21 protein-coding genes are annotated in these 17,344 nt (G+C 70.0%); 16 read left to right on the top strand and 5 right to left on the bottom strand.

Going from position 1 to position 17,344, the window contains the following annotated elements:
• Positions 1-48 precede the first annotated feature (48 nt).
• Positions 49-291, top strand: coding sequence for a hypothetical protein (locus tag ACFE86_RS06110; protein WP_375454434.1), 243 nt, complete (start codon positions 49-51; stop codon positions 289-291).
• 31 nt (positions 292-322) lie between these two features.
• On the opposite strand, the gene ACFE86_RS06105 is transcribed toward ACFE86_RS06110, so the two are convergent.
• From ACFE86_RS06105 to ACFE86_RS06095, 3 genes are all read right to left on the bottom strand, one after another.
• Positions 323-1,846 carry a DUF882 domain-containing protein gene (locus ACFE86_RS06105; RefSeq protein WP_375454433.1) on the bottom strand — a complete coding sequence of 508 codons (1,524 nt, stop codon included), beginning with the start codon at positions 1,844-1,846 and terminating at the stop codon, positions 323-325.
• A gap of 207 nt (positions 1,847-2,053) precedes the next feature.
• Positions 2,054-4,057, bottom strand: coding sequence for a murein L,D-transpeptidase (locus ACFE86_RS06100; protein WP_375454432.1), 2,004 nt, complete (start codon positions 4,055-4,057; stop codon positions 2,054-2,056).
• 163 nt (positions 4,058-4,220) lie between these two features.
• Positions 4,221-5,714, bottom strand: coding sequence for a sigma-54-dependent transcriptional regulator (locus tag ACFE86_RS06095; RefSeq protein WP_375454431.1), 1,494 nt, complete (start codon positions 5,712-5,714; stop codon positions 4,221-4,223).
• Between the two features lie 283 nt (positions 5,715-5,997).
• Between ACFE86_RS06095 and ACFE86_RS06090 the strand changes: the two genes are divergently transcribed.
• Positions 5,998-7,863, top strand: coding sequence for a M3 family oligoendopeptidase (locus tag ACFE86_RS06090; protein WP_375454430.1), 1,866 nt, complete (start codon positions 5,998-6,000; stop codon positions 7,861-7,863).
• 101 nt (positions 7,864-7,964) lie between these two features.
• Here the strand turns inward: ACFE86_RS06090 and ACFE86_RS06085 are convergent, their stop codons facing one another.
• The gene (locus ACFE86_RS06085; RefSeq protein ID WP_375454429.1) at positions 7,965-8,387 is read right to left on the bottom strand and encodes an organic hydroperoxide resistance protein; all 423 of its coding nucleotides are present in this window, start codon (positions 8,385-8,387) and stop codon (positions 7,965-7,967) included.
• A gap of 231 nt (positions 8,388-8,618) precedes the next feature.
• A complete protein-coding gene (locus tag ACFE86_RS06080; RefSeq protein ID WP_375454428.1) occupies positions 8,619-9,479 on the bottom strand; it encodes an outer membrane protein in 861 nt (286 codons plus the stop codon).
• A gap of 320 nt (positions 9,480-9,799) precedes the next feature.
• Here ACFE86_RS06080 and tuf point away from each other — a divergent pair, with 320 nt between their 5' ends.
• From tuf to rplX, 14 genes are all read left to right on the top strand, one after another.
• Positions 9,800-10,990, top strand: a complete 1,191-nt coding sequence (gene tuf, locus ACFE86_RS06075; RefSeq protein ID WP_375454427.1) for an elongation factor Tu — start codon at positions 9,800-9,802, stop codon at positions 10,988-10,990.
• Between the two features lie 83 nt (positions 10,991-11,073).
• Positions 11,074-11,382, top strand: a complete 309-nt coding sequence (gene rpsJ, locus ACFE86_RS06070; protein WP_018044230.1) for a 30S ribosomal protein S10 — start codon at positions 11,074-11,076, stop codon at positions 11,380-11,382.
• Between the two features lie 48 nt (positions 11,383-11,430).
• The gene (gene rplC / locus ACFE86_RS06065; protein WP_375454426.1) at positions 11,431-12,210 is read left to right on the top strand and encodes a 50S ribosomal protein L3; all 780 of its coding nucleotides are present in this window, start codon (positions 11,431-11,433) and stop codon (positions 12,208-12,210) included.
• Positions 12,210-12,830, top strand: coding sequence for a 50S ribosomal protein L4 (gene rplD, locus ACFE86_RS06060; protein WP_375454425.1), 621 nt, complete (start codon positions 12,210-12,212; stop codon positions 12,828-12,830). Before rplC ends, rplD begins: the two co-directional genes overlap by 1 nt.
• Complete coding sequence (locus tag ACFE86_RS06055; protein ID WP_375454424.1) at positions 12,827-13,123, top strand: 50S ribosomal protein L23; 297 nt, start codon at positions 12,827-12,829, stop codon at positions 13,121-13,123. The genes rplD and ACFE86_RS06055 overlap by 4 nt, the downstream gene beginning before the upstream one ends.
• Before the next feature lie 25 nt (positions 13,124-13,148).
• Complete coding sequence (rplB, locus tag ACFE86_RS06050; RefSeq protein WP_375454423.1) at positions 13,149-13,985, top strand: 50S ribosomal protein L2; 837 nt, start codon at positions 13,149-13,151, stop codon at positions 13,983-13,985.
• 5 nt (positions 13,986-13,990) lie between these two features.
• A complete protein-coding gene (gene rpsS, locus ACFE86_RS06045; RefSeq protein WP_147725863.1) occupies positions 13,991-14,269 on the top strand; it encodes a 30S ribosomal protein S19 in 279 nt (92 codons plus the stop codon).
• A 1-nt stretch (position 14,270) separates the two neighbouring features.
• Complete coding sequence (gene rplV / locus ACFE86_RS06040) at positions 14,271-14,657, top strand: 50S ribosomal protein L22 (protein ID WP_375454422.1); 387 nt, start codon at positions 14,271-14,273, stop codon at positions 14,655-14,657.
• 10 nt (positions 14,658-14,667) lie between these two features.
• Complete coding sequence (rpsC, locus tag ACFE86_RS06035) at positions 14,668-15,402, top strand: 30S ribosomal protein S3 (protein WP_375454421.1); 735 nt, start codon at positions 14,668-14,670, stop codon at positions 15,400-15,402.
• A 45-nt stretch (positions 15,403-15,447) separates the two neighbouring features.
• Positions 15,448-15,861 carry a 50S ribosomal protein L16 gene (gene rplP / locus ACFE86_RS06030; RefSeq protein WP_375454420.1) on the top strand — a complete coding sequence of 138 codons (414 nt, stop codon included), beginning with the start codon at positions 15,448-15,450 and terminating at the stop codon, positions 15,859-15,861.
• Between the two features lie 12 nt (positions 15,862-15,873).
• Positions 15,874-16,089: a 50S ribosomal protein L29 gene (gene rpmC / locus ACFE86_RS06025; protein WP_375454419.1), complete on the top strand. Its 216-nt coding sequence runs from the start codon at positions 15,874-15,876 to the stop codon at positions 16,087-16,089.
• A 13-nt stretch (positions 16,090-16,102) separates the two neighbouring features.
• Complete coding sequence (gene rpsQ / locus ACFE86_RS06020; protein WP_375454418.1) at positions 16,103-16,366, top strand: 30S ribosomal protein S17; 264 nt, start codon at positions 16,103-16,105, stop codon at positions 16,364-16,366.
• A 425-nt stretch (positions 16,367-16,791) separates the two neighbouring features.
• Positions 16,792-17,160: a 50S ribosomal protein L14 gene (rplN, locus tag ACFE86_RS06015; protein WP_375454417.1), complete on the top strand. Its 369-nt coding sequence runs from the start codon at positions 16,792-16,794 to the stop codon at positions 17,158-17,160.
• Positions 17,160-17,344 (top strand): 50S ribosomal protein L24 (gene rplX / locus ACFE86_RS06010; RefSeq protein ID WP_375454416.1); only part of this gene is annotated, 185 nt, incomplete at its 3' end. The genes rplN and rplX, both read left to right, overlap by 1 nt.

The raw sequence follows: 17,344 nt of genomic DNA, 5'->3' as shown, positions 1-17,344 counted from the left end.
GCGGCCGACGGTTCGCCTGGGCGTCAGTCATCCGCGGGAACGCCGGCCATGAACGACCCGTCCTCGTCCCGGCTCTATCTCGGGGAAGATCCCTGCCCCGTGCCGATCCCGCGGATCGTCGCGCGCGCCTATGTCCGGCTCGTCGGCGCGACCGCCCTGCTCGCAGTGTTCGTCTTCGCCGTGGCTAGCCAGAACAGCCTGGACGCCGGGCGCATCGCCGGTGCGGAGGGGGGCTACGCCGCGAGCCTCGTCTCGGCCCTGGCCGTCGCGCAGAGTCGCCCGCCGCGCTGAAGCGCCGCTTTCACACCAGATGCGTGCAGCCTCAGCGGCTGCCGGGCACGGCCCGCGTCGCCGAGCCGGCGAACCTCACGGCGGCGAGATCGTCGCCGGGGCTCCGGCGGCTGAAGCGCGTCGTCACCGCCTCGGGCGAGAGACCGAGCACCGCGCCGGGCGCGGCGTCCGCGCGGGCGCGGGCTTGCACCACGCGGACGGGCGCGATGCGGCTCGCCGGGTGCGCGGCGTCGGACTCGGTCGAGACCGCGGCGAACAGCGCCCGAAGCTGCGCCTTCGCGTCGGCGTCGGCCGGGACCAGCGCGTTCGCCCGGCGCGCCGCCGGGCGCTCGGTGACGGTGGCGAGATTGGCCATGCCGACACCGCCGAGGCCCGCGAGTTGGACCGGCCGCGGCGGCGGCAGCGGCATCGACAGGGCGGCAGCGGCGAGGGACGTGGCGGCGAGGGACGTGGCGGATAGGGAGGCGAATTCGGCCGGCCGGCGCGGCGGCAGCGGCGCCGCGCTCGCGAGCGGCGCGGTCCCGGCGGCGTCGGCCGGATTGGCGGGAAAGGCCGGCGCCTGCGTCTCGACGGTGAGAAGGCTCCTGGCGTCGCGTCCGTCGCGGCGCAGCATCGCCTCGTGGAGCGCCCCGTCCGCGGCCGGCGCCGCCGCGTAGGCGAGCGCCGCCCGCGTGCCGGTCGTGTCCTCGGGGTCCGCGCTCGCGACGGCAACGACCGGCTTCGGCTTCGGCCGTGCCGTGGGAGCAGGGGCGGGCGCCTCGCTGCCGCCGCCGAACAGCCGCGCGAAGAAGCCGCCGATGCCCGAACCCTCGTCCTCGTCGGCCGCGGCCATCTGCGTGGTGATGCCGAGCACCGTGCCGCCGCGCGCGAGGATCTCGGCGCGCGCCTCCTCGTAGCGGGGAAGCGGCCGGTTGTCGGTGGGCAGGTGGACGGTCTTGCCGTCGGGGAACAGGCGGACGAGCTGGTCGTGGCTCATCCGCGGCCAGGTGCGGACGGAGCCGACGTCGAGATGCACGAAGGGCGAGCCGGCATGCGGATACCAGCCGACGCCGCCGCGCTGCATCTGCACCCCGACCGCGCGGATCTGGTCGACTGCGGCGTCGGGCAGGTAGAAGTCCATCGCCTTGCCGAGCATGTGCTGGCTGAACTCGGCCACCGCCCGGGAGCGGCGGCGCAGCATCGCGTTGGTGCCGGGCGAGCGGTAGGCGGAGACGACGTGGATCGGCTCGCTCGCACCGACCTGGCGGTAGGCCTCCCACACGGTGTCGAACAGGCGCGGGTCCATCTTCGTCGGCTCGTCGATGCGCCAGTCGCGCAGCAGCCAGTTGAGCTGGTCGAGCCCCGCGCGGTCGTAGCGCCCGTCGCGCTTGAACGTGATGGTGGCGCTTTCCTTGGTGTGGGTGTGGAAGATCGTCAGCGCGCGGGTGTCGCCGTTGGCGACCGCGTCCTGCGTGGCGGAGGTGCCGGCCGCCAGTGCCAGCCCGATGCCGGCGAGGCCGAGGAGGAGGCGCCGGGCGCGCGAGGGCCGAGGGGCGGTCGGGCGCGGCGTCGGCACGATGATCTCACCCCTGGACGGCAGAACCCGCGCGGGCGCGGCACATGGTGAACGCAAGGTTGCCGAAGACCGTGAACGCCCGGTTATCGGGCCTCGAGCGGGACACCCTCGGTTCGCCTACGGCTACGGTCGAACCGTGGCGAAATCGTGCCGGCAAGAGCGGTGGCGCACGCGGGCCGCGGCGCGGGGGCGGCGTCCGCGCCCGGATCACCACCAGCTGCGCGAGGCCGGCGCCGGCGGCGGCGTCCACAGGCCCGGCTCGCCGAACTCGGGCGGCGGCGCCTCCGCGCTGGCGCGCACGGCCCGGCGCGGCACGGCAGCGTGCCGCGGCTTGGGCCGCGGCGGCGCGTCCACGAGGACGGCCGCCCGGCGCACCGGCTCCGACGGCCGCAGGGTCGGCGCGAGCCGCGCCACGGCCCCGCCGCCGCCGGGCAGGCCGAGCGCCGCGCGCATCGGCGCGTCGTAGCCGTAGAGGTCGGGCAGCGTCCGGTAGAGGCCGGCCTCGTCGACGGTGGCCGTGAAGTAGGCGAGATGCACCGGCAGCTTGCGCTCCAGCCGGATGGTGCGCTCGCCCTTGCCGACGAGCTTCCGCAGCCGCTCGCTCGACCACGCGGCGGGCATCACCGAATCGGCGAAGCGGAACGGGTCGTCGACGCGCACGCAGCCGTGGCTCAGCGCCCGCTCCGCGCGGGAGAACAGCGCGCGGTTGGGGGTGTCGTGCAGGTAGACCGCGTGGTTGTTGGGGAACATGAACTTGATGAAGCCGAGCGCGTTGCGCTCGCCCGGCGGCTGGCGCAGCGAGACGTGGCCGCCGCTGCGCACCACCTCGTAGCCGCCCCAGGTGCCGCCGCCGTAGCTCGCGATCTTGGGCAGCATCGTCTTCAGGATCGAGGGCGGCACGTACCAGGACGGGTTGACGACGGCGTATTCCATCAGCCCCGAGAACAGGGGGGTTCGCGAATCCGGCTTGCCGACGATGACGCGGGCCTCGTCGCGCTGGCGCCCGTCGCGGAACACGCGCAGGCGGAACTCGGGGACGTTGACCAGCACGTAATCGGGCCCGAGATCGCTGCCGAGCCAGCGCCAGCGTTCCATGTTGACGATCAGCGCCGCGTCGTCGCCGGCCGCGCGCGGCCGCGCCTCGGCGCCGGCGCCGGCCAGCGCCATCACCGTCTGCACGTTGAGCACGCCGTTGCCGGGCAGGCCGCGAGCGCGCTGGAACCCGGCCACCGCGGCGGCCACGCCCGCATCGTAATCCTCGGGCTCGCCTGGGGCGGCGTCGAGGGTGCCGGGGCTGCGGTTCTCCAGGCCGAAGCGGGCGCGCAGCAGCGGCACGCGGGAATCGCGCATGCCGAGCCGCAGGGCGGGGCCGGGGGGCAGGCGCAAGGCGGTCCCGGCATCGGCCGCCTCCTTCGGCGCGCCTGCCGGCGCCGTCGAGAGCCGGCCCTTGAGGGCGAGGTAGCCGGGCGAACGCGGGTTGTAGGCCTGGAGCCGGTCGCCGGCCGCGCCGCCGGCGCCGGCCAGGCCCGACAGCACCGTGTCGGCGGCCGGCAGGTCGAGAACCGGCGTGATCAGCCGCGAGATCGCGGCGAGGTTGATCCGCCCGCCCCGCGCGTCGCGGGCGTAGAGGACGGCGGCGGCCGAGAGCTTGAGGTCGGCCTCGGCGACGGCCGCATGATCGTCGGGCCTGGGCGGGCTCGCGAGCGCCGGGACCGGATAGGCGCGGGCGTCGAGCCCGTCCTCGGCTGCCGCCACGAGCCGCGCGGCCACCGCCTTCGCCGCCGCCGTGTAGGCGCCGCCGACGATCCAGACCGGCTTGAACGCGCCCAGCGCGTAGAAGGCCTGGATCGCCTCGCGCTCCTTCGCCGTCAGCCGTGCGAGCAGCGGCGCGGGCGCGGCGAGGCGGTTGAACACGGCCGCCGCCTGCGGATCGGCCGGCGCGACGGCGGCGGCCGGGCGATCGGATCGGGCGGGGGGCATGTCGGCCTGCGGCTCGGACGGCGTCACCGCCTCCAGGCCGGTGGCCGGCGGGGGCAGGGCGGGGTCGGATGCGGGCGCGGGCGTCATCCGCGGCGCTACGGCGGCGACGGCGGCCGGCGGCGCGGCGTCCAGGCCGCCGCGGGCGAAGGCGGCGGGAGCGGGCGCGCCATAGGCGACCGGGCCGGCCAACAGGGCGGCCAGGGCGGCTTGGACCGAGCGCGAGACGCTCATCGTGCGAACCTCCTCGAGGGCCGGCCCGCGGGCCGCGCGGAACCGTATCAGTATCGCCGCGGGCGCGGCCGTGCGCAATCGCACGGCCCGGCCCGCAGCGTCCAAGTGCCTGATCGACCTGCGCTCTCGGGCACCGATCGCGCCGCGTCCCGTGCCCGGCGGATCAGGCTGCGGCCTCCTCGGCCTTGTCGTCACCGTCGAGGCCGAGGTCCTTGAGCTTGCGGTAGAGGGTGGAGCGGCCGATCCGCAGGCGGCGCGACACCTCGGACATGCGCCCGCGGTAGAAGTGCAGCGCGAAGCGGATGATCTCGGCCTCCAGCGCGTCCATCGGCTTCATCTCGCCGGTGTCCTCGACGACGAGCGACAGCGCGTGGGGATCGCGCACCTCGACGCGGACGATCTCGCGCACCGGCTCCGGCGCGTGGGCCGGCAGCATCGGCTGCACGGGGGCGGCCGGGATGCGCACGTCGAAGCCCTCGACCTGCGCGGCGATCTGCGGGAACTCGGCCACCGTCAGCTCGTCGCCGTCGGCGAGCACCACCGCGCGGAACAGCGCGTTCTCCAGTTGCCGCACGTTGCCGGGCCAGCCGTAGCGAGTCAGCAGCGCCATCGCCTCGGGCGTGACCGCGCGGACGCGCTTGCCTTCCTCGGCCGCGAAGCGGGCGCAGAACGAGCGCACGAGGTCGGGGATGTCCTCGCGCCGGGCGCGCAAGGGGGGCAGGGTCATCGGGAAGACGTTGAGGCGGTAATAGAGGTCCTCGCGGAAGCGGCCCTGCTTGACCAGATCCAGCAGCGCGCGGTTGGTGGCCGAGACCAGCCGGATGTCGACGCGCACGCTGCGCTTTCCCCCGACCGGATCGACCTCGCCCTCCTGCAGCGCGCGCAGCAGCTTCACCTGTGCATCGAGCGGCAGTTCGCCGATCTCGTCGAGGAACAGCGTGCCGCCGGACGCCTCGACGAACTTGCCGGCATGGCGCTCGGTGGCGCCGGTGAACGCGCCCTTCTCGTGCCCGAACAGGGTCGATTCCACGAGGTTGTCGGGGATCGCCCCGCAATTGACGGTGACGAAGCTCTTGCCGCGGCGCTCGCCCGAGCCCTGGATCGCGCGAGCCAGCACCTCCTTGCCGACGCCGGACTCGCCCTCGATCAGCACCGGGATGTTGGACTTGGCCGCGCGCTCGGCCAGGCGGATCACCCGCTCCATGTCCGGCGATTTCGAGGTCAGGTCCTTGAAGCTCAGCGAGCCGGAGGCGCGGCGGCGCATGCGCCGCACCTCCTCCTCTAGTTGATCGACGCGCAGCGCGTTCCGGATCGAGACCTGGAGCCGCTCGGCGCCCGCGGGCTTGACCACGAAGTCGACGGCGCCCGCGCGCATCGCGGTGACGACGGCGTCGATCGAGCCGTTGGCGGTCTGGACGATGACGGGGGTGTCGAGGCCGGACTTGCGCATCTCGGCGAGCACGCCGAGGCCGTCGAGGCCGCCGGGCATCACGAGGTCGAGCAGCACCACGTCGATGCCCGGCTCGGTCCGCAGCAGAGTCAGGCCGTCGGCGCCGTTCTCCGCGAGCTTCGCCTCGAAGCCGAAGCGGCGCACCGTCGCCTCGGCCAGGCGACGCTGGACGGGATCGTCGTCGACGATCAGAACCGTTGTCGCCATGCGGGGTTTCCTCGGATCGCCGCGGGTGCGCGACGGCGCCCGAGCCGCGCGGCTTGGGCGCCGGACGCGGCCGGCGGGTGTTTCGTTTCGAGCCGGAGGGTGGCTTAAGACCGTAAAGCCGCGCTTAACGACGACCGGTGATCTGCGCCCGCCCGCGTCTCCGTCGAAGAGGCCGCGGGGAAGCCGATTGAACGCCGCCGCCCGCGCTCGATATGGAGGCGGAACGGGGCCCGTGCGCCCCGGCAGCGGACAACCCGCCGGCCACCGGAAGGAACCGACCCCCATGCCGATCCGAGCCCTCGCGCCCGCGCCGCTCCGGAACGCCGACGGCGCGCAGGCCGCCCGCGCCGCCGCCCACGCGGTCGATCTCGGGGTGCTGCCCGAATGGAACCTCGCCGACCTCTATTCCGGCCTCGACGCCGCCGACTTCCGCGCGGATCTCGCGCGCGCGGAGGCCGATTGCCGCTCGTTTTCCAAGACTTACACGGGGACCATCGCGCAGCTCGCGAGCCGTCCGGACGCCGCGGAACAGCTCGCCGCCGCGGTCGCCGCCTACGAGGCGATCGAGGAGCTGCTCGGCAAGCTGATGTCCTATGCCGGGCTGGTCTATTCCGGCGACACCACCGACGAGGCGCGCGCCAAGTTCTACGGCGACACCCGCGAGCGCCTGACCGACGCCTCGGGCCACCTGCTGTTCTTCGCCCTCGAACTCAACCGGATCGAGGACGGCGTGATGGACGCAGCGATGGCCTCCGGCCCGCTGGCGCGCTACGCGCCGTGGATCGAGGACCTGCGCCGGGAGAAGCCGTTCCAACTCGAGGACCGGGTCGAGAAGCTGTTTCTGGAAAAGTCCGTCACCGCGAACGCGGCCTGGGACCGGCTGTTCAACGAGACGATCGCGAGCTTGCGCTTCCCCGTCCAGGGCGAGCGGCTGCCGCTGGAGCCGACGCTGAACAAGCTCCAGGACCCGGACGGCGCGGTGCGCCGGGAGGCCGCGGGCGCGCTGAGCGAGGTGTTCCGCGAGAACCTGCGGGTGTTTGCGCTGATCACCAACACGCTGGCCAAGGACAAGGAGATCTCCGACCGCTGGCGCGGCTTCAAGGACGTGGCCGACGCCCGCCACCTCTCGAACCGCGTCGAGCCGGAGGTGGTGGCAGCACTCGTCGAGGCCGTGCGCGCGGCCTATCCGCGGCTGTCGCACCGCTATTACCGGCTGAAGGCGAAGTGGTTCGGCGTCGACGCGCTGCCGTACTGGGACCGCAACGCGCCCCTGCCCAGGGTCGAGCAGCGCACGATCCCCTGGAGCGAGGCCCGCGACACGGTGCTCGACGCCTACGGCGCGTTCTCGCCGCGCATGGCCGGCATCGCCAAGCGGTTCTTCGACGGGCGCTGGATCGACGCGCCGACGCGGCCGGGCAAGGCGCCCGGCGCCTTCGCGCACCCGACCGTGCCCTCCGTCCACCCCTACGTCCTGGTCAACTACCAGGGCAAGCCGCGGGACGTGATGACGCTGGCGCACGAACTCGGCCACGGGGTGCATCAGGTGCTGGCCGGCCACAACGGCGCGCTGATGGCGCCGACGCCGCTGACGCTGGCCGAGACCGCCAGCGTCTTCGGCGAGATGCTGACCTTCCGCCGGCTGCTCGCCGCGACCACGAACCCGACCCAGCGCCGCGCCATGCTGGCGGCCAAGGTCGAGGACATGATCAACACGGTGGTGCGCCAGATCGCGTTCTACACCTTCGAGCGCAAGGTCCACCTCGCCCGCGCCGAGGGCGAGCTCACCGCGGACGCGATCAACGCGCTGTGGATGTCGGTGCAGGCCGAATCGCTTGGGCCGGCGATCACGCTCGATGCGGGCTACGAGCCGTTCTGGGCCTACATCCCGCACTTCATCCACTCGCCGTTCTACGTCTACGCCTACGCGTTCGGCGACTGCCTCGTGAACTCGCTCTACGGCGTCTACGCCAAGGCGGAGGACGGCTTCGTGGAGCGTTACTTCGCCCTGCTCTCGGCGGGCGGCTCGAAGCCCTACGGCGAGCTGCTCGCGCCCTTCGGCCTCGACGCGCGCGATCCGGGCTTCTGGCAGATCGGCCTCGGGATGATCGAGGGGATGATCGCCGAGCTGGAGGGGATGGACGGCGCCTGAGCCGCAGTCCTTCGGGGTTTCCCTCCGCCGATGGCGGCACGCATGACAAGACCCGCGACGGAGGATATCCGCCGCGGGTCTTTTTCCATGCGGACAACCGCTCAGACGGCGACGACGTCCACGTGGATGTTGCCGCGGGTGGCGTGCGAGTACGGGCAGACCACGTCGGCGCGGCGGACGAGGTCGGCGGCCTTGGCCGGCTCGATCCCCGGCAGGCTGGCCTTGAGGCTCACGACGAGGCCGAAGCCGGTGCCGTCGTCGCGCTGGCCAATGCCGACCTCCGCCTCGACGCGGGCGTCGTCCGGCACCTTAACCTTGTCCTGGGCCGCGACGAACTTGATCGCGCCGAGGAAGCAGGCGGCGTAGCCGGCGGCGAACAACTGCTCCGGGTTGGTGCCACCGCCGCCGTTGCCGCCGAGTTCCTTCGGGGTCGAGAGGCCGACGCCGAGGCGGCTGTCGTCGGTCGCCGCCGAGCCTTCACGGCCGCCGGTGGCGTGGGCATGGGCGGTGTAGAGGGCCTTCATCGTCGGTCTCCTGTCCGAATGCGGGCGGCACCGAATCGAGGACGTGCCGCCGGGGCCGCCTTGTTCCACGAAACTGAGTTGTGCGCAATCGAGATGATCGCGCCGCCGAGCGGGCTCGGCGGAAACAGCCGATCGTGGACGCTTCGCCGGAACGACGAAACCCCGGACGCCTGCGCGCCCGGGGTTCCGGAACCGTCTGCGGGCCGGCGGGGCGTACCGCCGACGACGAACTCAGTAGCCGCCGAACTTGTAGTTGAATCCGACCTTGACGATGCTGCCCTCGGTGCGGAAGCGCGAGGTGTAGGAGTTGGCCGACGGGATGACCGGACCGACGAGCACGTTGCGGCTGCCGAGGTCGTAATGGAGGTACTCGGCCTTGATCGTCACGGCATCGTACTTCAGGCCGAGATACTTCGCGAAGGCGAACGCGTTCAGGAAGCTGTCGGTCGGGATCGCGTACTCGACGCCGCCGCCGTAGACGTAACCGGTGTCGAGACCCTGGTAGCGGCCGGCGAACTGGAGCGCGAAAGCCGGCGTGTAGAACTTGGCGTCGTACTGGACCTCGCCGAAGGCGAAACCGCCGGTCCCGTAGACCAGGAACCGGTCGAAGGCGTAACCGAGCTTGCCCGTCGCGGTGCCGAGGTATTCGAGGCTCTGGCGGAAGTTGCTCGGGTTGGGGATGCCCGGCGCCACGAGGTTGCCGACACCGAAGACGCCGCGCCGCTTCTGGATGTCGGTCCAGTCGACGTTCGCGGCGACGCCGACGACGAAGCCGGAGCCCGGGGTGAACTGATAGTTGTAGCCGGCGCCGCCGCCGACGTTGCCGAAGCCGTCCGACTCGATCGAGGTCACCGGCGGGCGGCGGCCGACATTCACGTTGTCGACGGTGGCCGCGGTGTTGCCCAGCGTCGTGATGCGCTGACGGTCGCTGAAGGTGTAGACCGACTCGAGGCCAGCGTAGAACCCGGTCCAGGTGAAGACGGGCACCGGCGTGAAGACCGGCGGGGGCGCGCGGCGTGACAGATCGGCGGCCGAGGCCGCCGCGGTCATGCCGGCCAGGACGGTCGATGCGAGGAGAAGTTTCTTCGTCATGATGAAGGGTTACCTGAAGGCCGGCCCGGTTGCTCTGGCGCCACTTAAAGCGCAACAGGTTCGAGCCGGCTATGCCCGCCATGCCACAGTGACGCCCAAATACGGCGGCGCCGGCGCACCGGCCGGACCTGCGCGGTCGGACAACCGGGCCGACGGCCCTTGACACTTTCGCGATGTACAGTGTTGCAAGATCCGGCCCTTGATCAAAGCACGGCGAGCCTCTAAGCGGTCCGCGCCTTTCGCCCGCCTTCTTGACGAGCCGGACGATACCTACGGATCGGGCGCGCCCGTGCGCGGACCCCGCTACAGGAACGGGAACGATGGCCAAAGAGAAGTTTGCGCGCACGAAGCCGCACTGCAACATCGGCACGATCGGTCACGTGGACCACGGCAAGACGTCGTTGACGGCGGCGATCACGAAGGTGCTGGCTGAGTCGGGTGGGGCGACGTTCACGGCCTACGACCAGATCGACAAGGCGCCGGAGGAGAAGGCGCGCGGGATCACGATCTCGACGGCGCATGTCGAGTACGAGACCGCCAACCGGCACTACGCCCACGTCGACTGCCCGGGGCACGCCGACTACGTGAAGAACATGATCACGGGGGCCGCGCAGATGGACGGCGCCATCCTGGTGGTGTCGGCGGCCGACGGGCCGATGCCGCAGACCCGCGAGCACATCCTGCTCGCCCGCCAGGTCGGCGTGCCGGCGCTGGTGGTGTTCCTCAACAAGGTCGATCTCGTCGACGACGCCGAGCTCCTGGAGCTCGTCGAGATGGAGGTGCGCGAGCTCCTGTCGAAGTACGACTTCCCCGGCGACGACATCCCGATCACCAAGGGCTCGGCCAAGGTGGCGCTGGACAACGGCGACAAGGCGGTCGGCCACGACGCGGTGGTCGCGCTGATGAAGACGGTGGACGAGTACATCCCGCAGCCCGAGCGGCCGATCGACATGCCGTTCCTGATGCCGATCGAGGACGTGTTCTCGATCTCCGGCCGCGGCACGGTGGTGACGGGGCGCGTCGAGCGCGGGATCGTCAAGGTCGGCGAGACGGTGGAGATCGTCGGCATCCGCGCGACGCAGACCACGACGGTGACCGGCGTGGAGATGTTCCGCAAGCTGCTCGACCAGGGCCAGGCCGGCGACAACGTCGGCGTGCTGCTGCGCGGGACCAAGCGCGAGGACGTGGAGCGCGGCCAGGTCGTGTGCAAGCCGGGCTCGGTCAAGCCCCACACCAAGTTCAAGGCCGAGGCCTACATCCTGACCAAGGAGGAGGGCGGGCGGCACACGCCGTTCTTCACCAACTACCGGCCGCAATTCTACTTCCGCACCACGGACGTCACCGGCGTGTGCGTGCTGCCCGAGGGCACCGAGATGGTGATGCCGGGCGACAACGTCACCATGGACGTCACCCTGATCGTCCCCGTCGCCATGGAGGAGAAGCTGCGCTTCGCCATCCGCGAAGGCGGCCGTACCGTCGGTGCCGGCGTCGTCGCAGCCATCAACGAATAACGCCCGGACACAGCATCCGTCAGGGGACGATTGAGGGGCGGGCCCTCGCGCCCGCCCATTACGTTCCCGTCGAGGTTTAGGTCATGAACGGTCAGAACATCCGCATACGCCTCAAGGCGTTCGATCACCGCATCCTCGATGCCTCGACCCGCGAGATCGTCTCAACGGCCAAACGCACGGGCGCGACGATCCGTGGTCCGATCCCGCTGCCGACCCATATCGAGAAGTTCACGGTCAACCGCTCGCCGCACATCGACAAGAAGTCGCGCGAGCAGTTCGAGATGCGCACCCACAAGCGCGTCCTCGATATCGTCGATCCGACCCCCCAGACCGTGGACGCGCTGATGAAGCTCGACCTCGCCGCTGGCGTGGACGTGGAGATCAAGCTCTGAGCCTGCGGGCTTAGGGCTTACCGTTTCATCGCGCGAGGGAGACACCTTATGCGCTCAGGCGTCATTGCACAGAAGGTCGGCATGACCCGGATCTTCACGGAAGCGGGGGAACACGTTCCCTGCACCGTGCTCAGGATCGAACAATGCCAGGTGGTCGCCCACCGCACCGTCGAGAAGAATGGTTACGTCGCCGTCCAGCTCGGCGTCGGCAAGGCCAAGGTGAAGAACGTCTCGGCGGCAGAGCGCGGCCGCTTCGCGGTCGCCAGGGTCGAGCCGAAGCAGAAGATCGCCGAGTTCCGGGTCTCCGAGGACGCATTGATCCCGGTGGGCGCCGAGATCACGGCCGACCATTTCATCGCCGGTCAGTTCGTCGACGTGACGGGCACGACCACGGGCAAGGGCTTTGCCGGCGGCATCAAGCGCTGGAACTTCGGCGGCCTGCGCGCGACCCACGGCGTGTCGATCTCCCACCGCTCGATCGGTTCGACCGGCGGGCGTCAGGACCCGGGCAAGACCTTCAAGAACAAGAAGATGCCCGGTCACATGGGCGTCGATCGCGTGACCACACAGAACCTGCGCGTCGTGCGTACCGATCCAGAGCGGGGTCTGATCCTCGTGGAAGGTGCGGTTCCGGGCGTCGCCGGCGGCTGGATTCAGATCCGCGACGCGGTGAAGCGCAAGCTTCCCGCCGACGTCCCGCAGCCCGGCAAGTTCCGTGAGCATTCCAACGGCGCACACGACGGCGCTGACCAAGGTGTTTCGTCAGTGCAGGAGGCCCAGGTCGGCCAGGCCTCGACCGTCGACACCGTGACCGGGGAGCCCGTGTGATGAAGCTCGATATCACCACCCTCGACGGCGCCGGCGCCGGATCGGTTGAGCTCGACGAGGCGATCTTCGGCCTCGAGCCCCGCGCCGACCTGCTCCAGCGCATGGTGCGCTGGCAGCTCGCCAAGCGGCGCGCCGGAACGCATGCGGTCAAGAACCGTTCGGACGTGAACCGGACGCGCAAGAAGCTGTATAAGCAGAAAGGTACCGGCAACGCCCGCCACGGCGCGGCGTCCGCGCCGCAGTTCCGCGGTGGCGGCCGGGCCTTCGGCCCGGTGGTGCGCGACCACAGCCACGACCTTCCCAAGAAGGTCCGGGCGTTGGCCCTGCGCCACGCCCTGTCGGCCAAGGCGAAGGCCGCGACGATCATCGTCGTCGACGACATCAGGATCGAGGATCACAAGACCAAGGGTCTCGTCGAGCGCTTCGGCAAGATGGGCCTGTCGAACGCACTGATCATCGGCGGGGCGGAGGTCGACGAGAATTTCGGCCGCGCCGCGCGCAACATCCCGATGATCGACGTGCTGCCGGTGCAGGGCATCAACGTCTACGACATCCTGCGCCGCGACACGCTGGTGCTAACGCGTGCCGCGATCGACGCGCTGGGGGAGCGTTTCAAATGAGTGCCGATCCGCGCCATTACGACATCATCGTCGCCCCGGTCATCACCGAGAAGGCGACGAACCTCACCGAGCAGAACAAGGTCGTGTTCCGGGTCGCGCCGAAGGCGACGAAGCCGCAGATCAAGGAAGCGGTCGAGAAGCTGTTCGACGTGAAGGTCACGGCGGTCAATACCCTCGTGACCAAGGGCAAGAAGAAGATCTTCCGCGGCATGCGCGGACAGCGTTCGGACGTGAAGAAAGCGATCGTGACGCTGGCCGAGGGTGACGCGATCGACGTCACCACCGGCCTTTGAAGACGAAACGCTAGGGACCAAGCCGATGGCCTTGAAGACATTCAAACCGGTCACGCCGAGCCTGCGCCAGCTCGTGCTCGTGGACCGCCGTGAGCTCTACAAGGGCAAGCCGGTGAAGGTGCTGACCGAGGGCAAGTCGTCCTCGGGCGGGCGCAACAACCTGGGGCGGATCACCGTCCGCTTCCGCGGCGGCGGCCATAAGCGCTCGCTCCGCCTCGTCGACTTCAAGCGCCGGGTGCAGCCGGGTGTCCCGGCGACCGTCGAGCGGATCGAGTACGATCCCAACCGCACGGCGTTCATCGCGCTGATCAACTACCCGGACGGCAAGCAGAGCTATATCATCGCGCCGCAGCGCCTCCAGCCCGGCGACAAGGTGGTCTCGGGCGAGGGTGTGGACATCAAGCCGGGCAATGCCGGACCGATCGGCGGCATGCCGGTGGGCACGATCGTTCACAACATCGAGTTGAAGATCGGCAAGGGCGGCGCGGTGGCGCGCTCGGCCGGCAACTACGCGCAGATCGTCGGGCGCGACCAGGGCTACGTGACCTTGCGCCTGAACTCGGGCGAGCAGCGCCTCGTCCACGGCCAGTGCTACGCCACGGTGGGCGCGGTCTCGAACCCGGACCACATGAACATCTCGCTCGGCAAGGCCGGGCGCAACCGCTGGCTCGGCAAGCGCCCGCACGTGCGCGGCGTCGCCATGAACCCGGTCGACCACCCGCATGGCGGAGGCGAGGGCCGGACCTCCGGCGGCCGCAACCCGGTGACGCCCTGGGGCGTGCCGACCAAGGGGAAGAAGACCCGCTCCAACAAGCGGACCGACGTCTTCATCCTGTCCAGCCGTCACAACCGCAAGAAGTAACCATCATGGCACGCTCACTGTGGAAGGGGCCGTTCGTGGACGGCTACCTCTTCAAGAAGGCCGAGGCGGCTCGCGGGTCGAGCCGGAACGAGGTCATCAAGATCTGGAGCCGCCGCTCCACCATCCTGCCGCAGTTCATCGGGCTCACCTTCGGTGTGCACAATGGGCAGAAGCACATCCCGGTCTACGTCTCCGAGGAAATGGTCGGCCACAAGTTCGGCGAGTTCTCGCCGACCCGCACCTTCCACGGCCACGCGGCCGATAAGAAGGCGAAGAGGCGCTGACATGGGCAAGGCTGCCACCCCCCGGGCGTTGCCCGAGAACGAGGCCAAGGCGGTCGCGCGGATGCTCCGCGTCTCGCCGCAGAAGCTCAACCTCGTCGCGCAGATGATCCGCGGCAAGAAGGTCGAGTCGGCGTTGGCCGACCTCGAATTCTCGCGCAAGCGCATCTCGACCGAGGTCAAGAAGTGCCTCGAGAGCGCCATCGCCAACGCCGAGAACAACCACGACCTGGACGTCGACGACCTCATCGTCACCCAGGCCTTCGTGGGCAAGGCGCTGGTGCTCAAGCGCTTCCACGCCCGCGCCCGCGGCCGCGGCGCGCGCATCCTGAAACCCTTCGCGAACCTCACCATCGTGGTGCGCGAAGTCCGAGCCGTCGAAGCGGCGTGAGGAGGATCTGATGGGTCAGAAAGTCAACCCGATCGGTCTCCGGCTCGGCATCAACCGGACCTGGGACTCGCGCTGGTTCGCCGGCAAGGGTGAGTACGTCAAGCTGATGCACGAGGACGTCGCGATCCGCGCCGCCCTGATGAAGCAGCTCAAGCAGGCCGCGGTCTCGAAGATCGTCATCGAGCGTCCGCACCGGAAGTGCCGCGTCACTATCCACTCGGGCCGTCCGGGCGTGGTGATCGGCAAGAAGGGCGCCGACATCGAGAAGCTGCGCAAGCTGGTCAACACGATGACCAAGGCTGACGTGACCATTAACATCGTCGAGGTGCGCAAGCCCGAGATCGACGCCGTGCTGGTGGCCGACTCGATCGCGCAGCAGTTGGAGCGCCGCGTCGCGTTCCGCCGCGCGATGAAGCGCGCCGTGCAGTCGGCGATGCGGCTCGGCGCCGAGGGCATCCGCATCAACTGCTCCGGCCGGCTCGGCGGCGCCGAGATCGCGCGTCAGGAATGGTACCGCGAGGGCCGGGTGCCCCTGCATACCCTGCGCGCCGACGTCGATTACGGCACGGCCACCGCGTTCACGACCTACGGGACGTGCGGCATCAAGGTCTGGGTGTTCAAGGGCGAGATCCTCGAGCACGACCCGATGGCGCAGGACAAGAAGGCGCAGGAAGAGGGCGGCCGTTCAGGCGGTCGTCGCGAGCGCGACGGCGAGGGCGGCCGCGGTCGCCGCGATCACGCCTGAGCGCGATTGCGAACCCCGAGCCGAGGAAGGTGTTGAGAGGCTGCCATGTTGCAACCCAAGAAGACCCGGTTTCGTAAGCAGTTCAAGGGCCGCATCTCCGGTGCGGCCAAGGGCGGCTTCGACCTGAATTTCGGTCAGTTCGGCCTCAAGGCGGTGGAGCCGGAGCGCGTCACGGCCCGCCAGATCGAGGCGGCCCGCCGCGCGATCACCCGCGAGATGAAGCGTCAGGGCCGGGTCTGGATTCGGATCTTCCCCGACGTGCCGGTCACGAGCAAGCCCACCGAAGTCCGCATGGGCTCCGGCAAGGGCGCTCCGGAATACTGGGCCGCCCGGGTGCATCCCGGCCGTATCATGTTCGAGGTCGATGGCGTCGCCGAGGACATCGCCAAGGAGGCGCTCCGCCTCGGGGCGGCCAAGCTGCCCATCCGCACGCGCGTCGTGCAACGCATCGCCGACTAAGGGAGGCAGATCATGAAGTCGTCACAGAGACAGTCGGATCTCGCCGCCCTGTCGCCGGACCAGTTGGGCGACGAGCTGCTCAACCTGAAGAAGGAGCAGTTCAACCTGCGCTTCCAGGGGGCCACGGGCCAGCTCGAGAACGTCGCCCGCGTCCGCGAGGTCCGGCGCGACATCGCCCGCGTCCGCACGCTGCAGCGTCAGAAGACGCTTAGCCCGGCGCAGGCTTGAGGAGCATATCACCATGCCGAAGCGCATCCTGCAGGGCGTCGTCGTCAGCGACAAAGGCGCCAAGACCATCGTGGTGAAGGTGGAGCGTCGCTTCACCCACCCGGTGATGAAGAAGACCGTCCGCCGCTCCAAGAACTACCACGCGCATGACGAGGCGAACGTCGCCAAAGTCGGGGCGACGGTGTTCATCGAGGAGTGCCGGCCGTACTCGAAGACCAAAACGTGGAAGCTCGTCGAGGGCGACGCCGTCCCGGCCGAGGCGTCCGCGGCCGCCTGAGAGCGGTCGCGTCTTCCCTCCCCCCTCTGCGGGAGAGGGTGGCCCGCGAGCCAAGTCAGGAGAGGGGAGCGACGGTGCCGGATGCGGCACTCCCCTCTCCCGACCCTCGCTCACGCGAGGGCCACCCTCCCCCGCAGGGGGGGAGGGAAGCGTGCGGTGCCTGATAATCGCCGGTGAACCCGACGATCGACTGTGTCGTACCTTGCGCGAATCCCACGCCCGGTGTAATCGACCGGCCTTCGCGACAGATCAGCGGGGATCTCATCGATCCTCCTTCGACTGCAGTGACCGCGCCGGCGCTGGAAAAGCGCCGCTAGCGCGGTCCGTCATATGAGCCGGGGACGTCAGGTCTCCCTCAGGCGTCGTCCGCCGGGCAATACCGCCCGTGTGCGGAAACCCGCCTGAAACCAGGAAAGGTCACGCCTGTGATCCAGATGCAGACGAATCTGGACGTCGCCGACAACTCGGGTGCGCGCCGCGTGATGTGCATCAAGGTTCTGGGCGGGTCGAAGCGCAAGTATGCGGGCGTGGGCGACATCATCGTCGTGTCCATCAAGGAGGCGATCCCGCGCGGTCGCGTCAAGAAGGGCGACGTGATGAAGGCGGTCGTCGTGCGCACCGCCAAGGAGTTGAAGCGTCCCGACGGTTCGGTGATCCGCTTCGACAAGAATGCGGCCGTGCTGATCAACAACCAGAAGGAGCCGATCGGGACCCGCATTTTCGGGCCGGTGCCGCGCGAGCTTCGTGCGCGCAACCACATGAAGATCATCTCGCTCGCACCGGAGGTGCTGTGATGGCCGCCAAGATCAAGAAGGGCGACACGGTCGTCGTCCTCACCGGCCGTGACACGGGTCGCTCCGGCGAGGTTGTCCAGGTGATGCCGAAGGACGACAAGGCACTCGTGCGCGGGATCAACCTAGTCAAGAAGCACCAGAAGCAGACGCAGAACCAGGAAGGCGGCATCATCTCCAAGGAGGC

This window comes from uncultured Methylobacterium sp., assembly GCF_964244095.1.
Taxonomy (GTDB): Bacteria; Pseudomonadota; Alphaproteobacteria; order Rhizobiales; family Beijerinckiaceae; genus Methylobacterium.
This window is presented reverse-complemented; position numbering and strand designations above follow the sequence as displayed.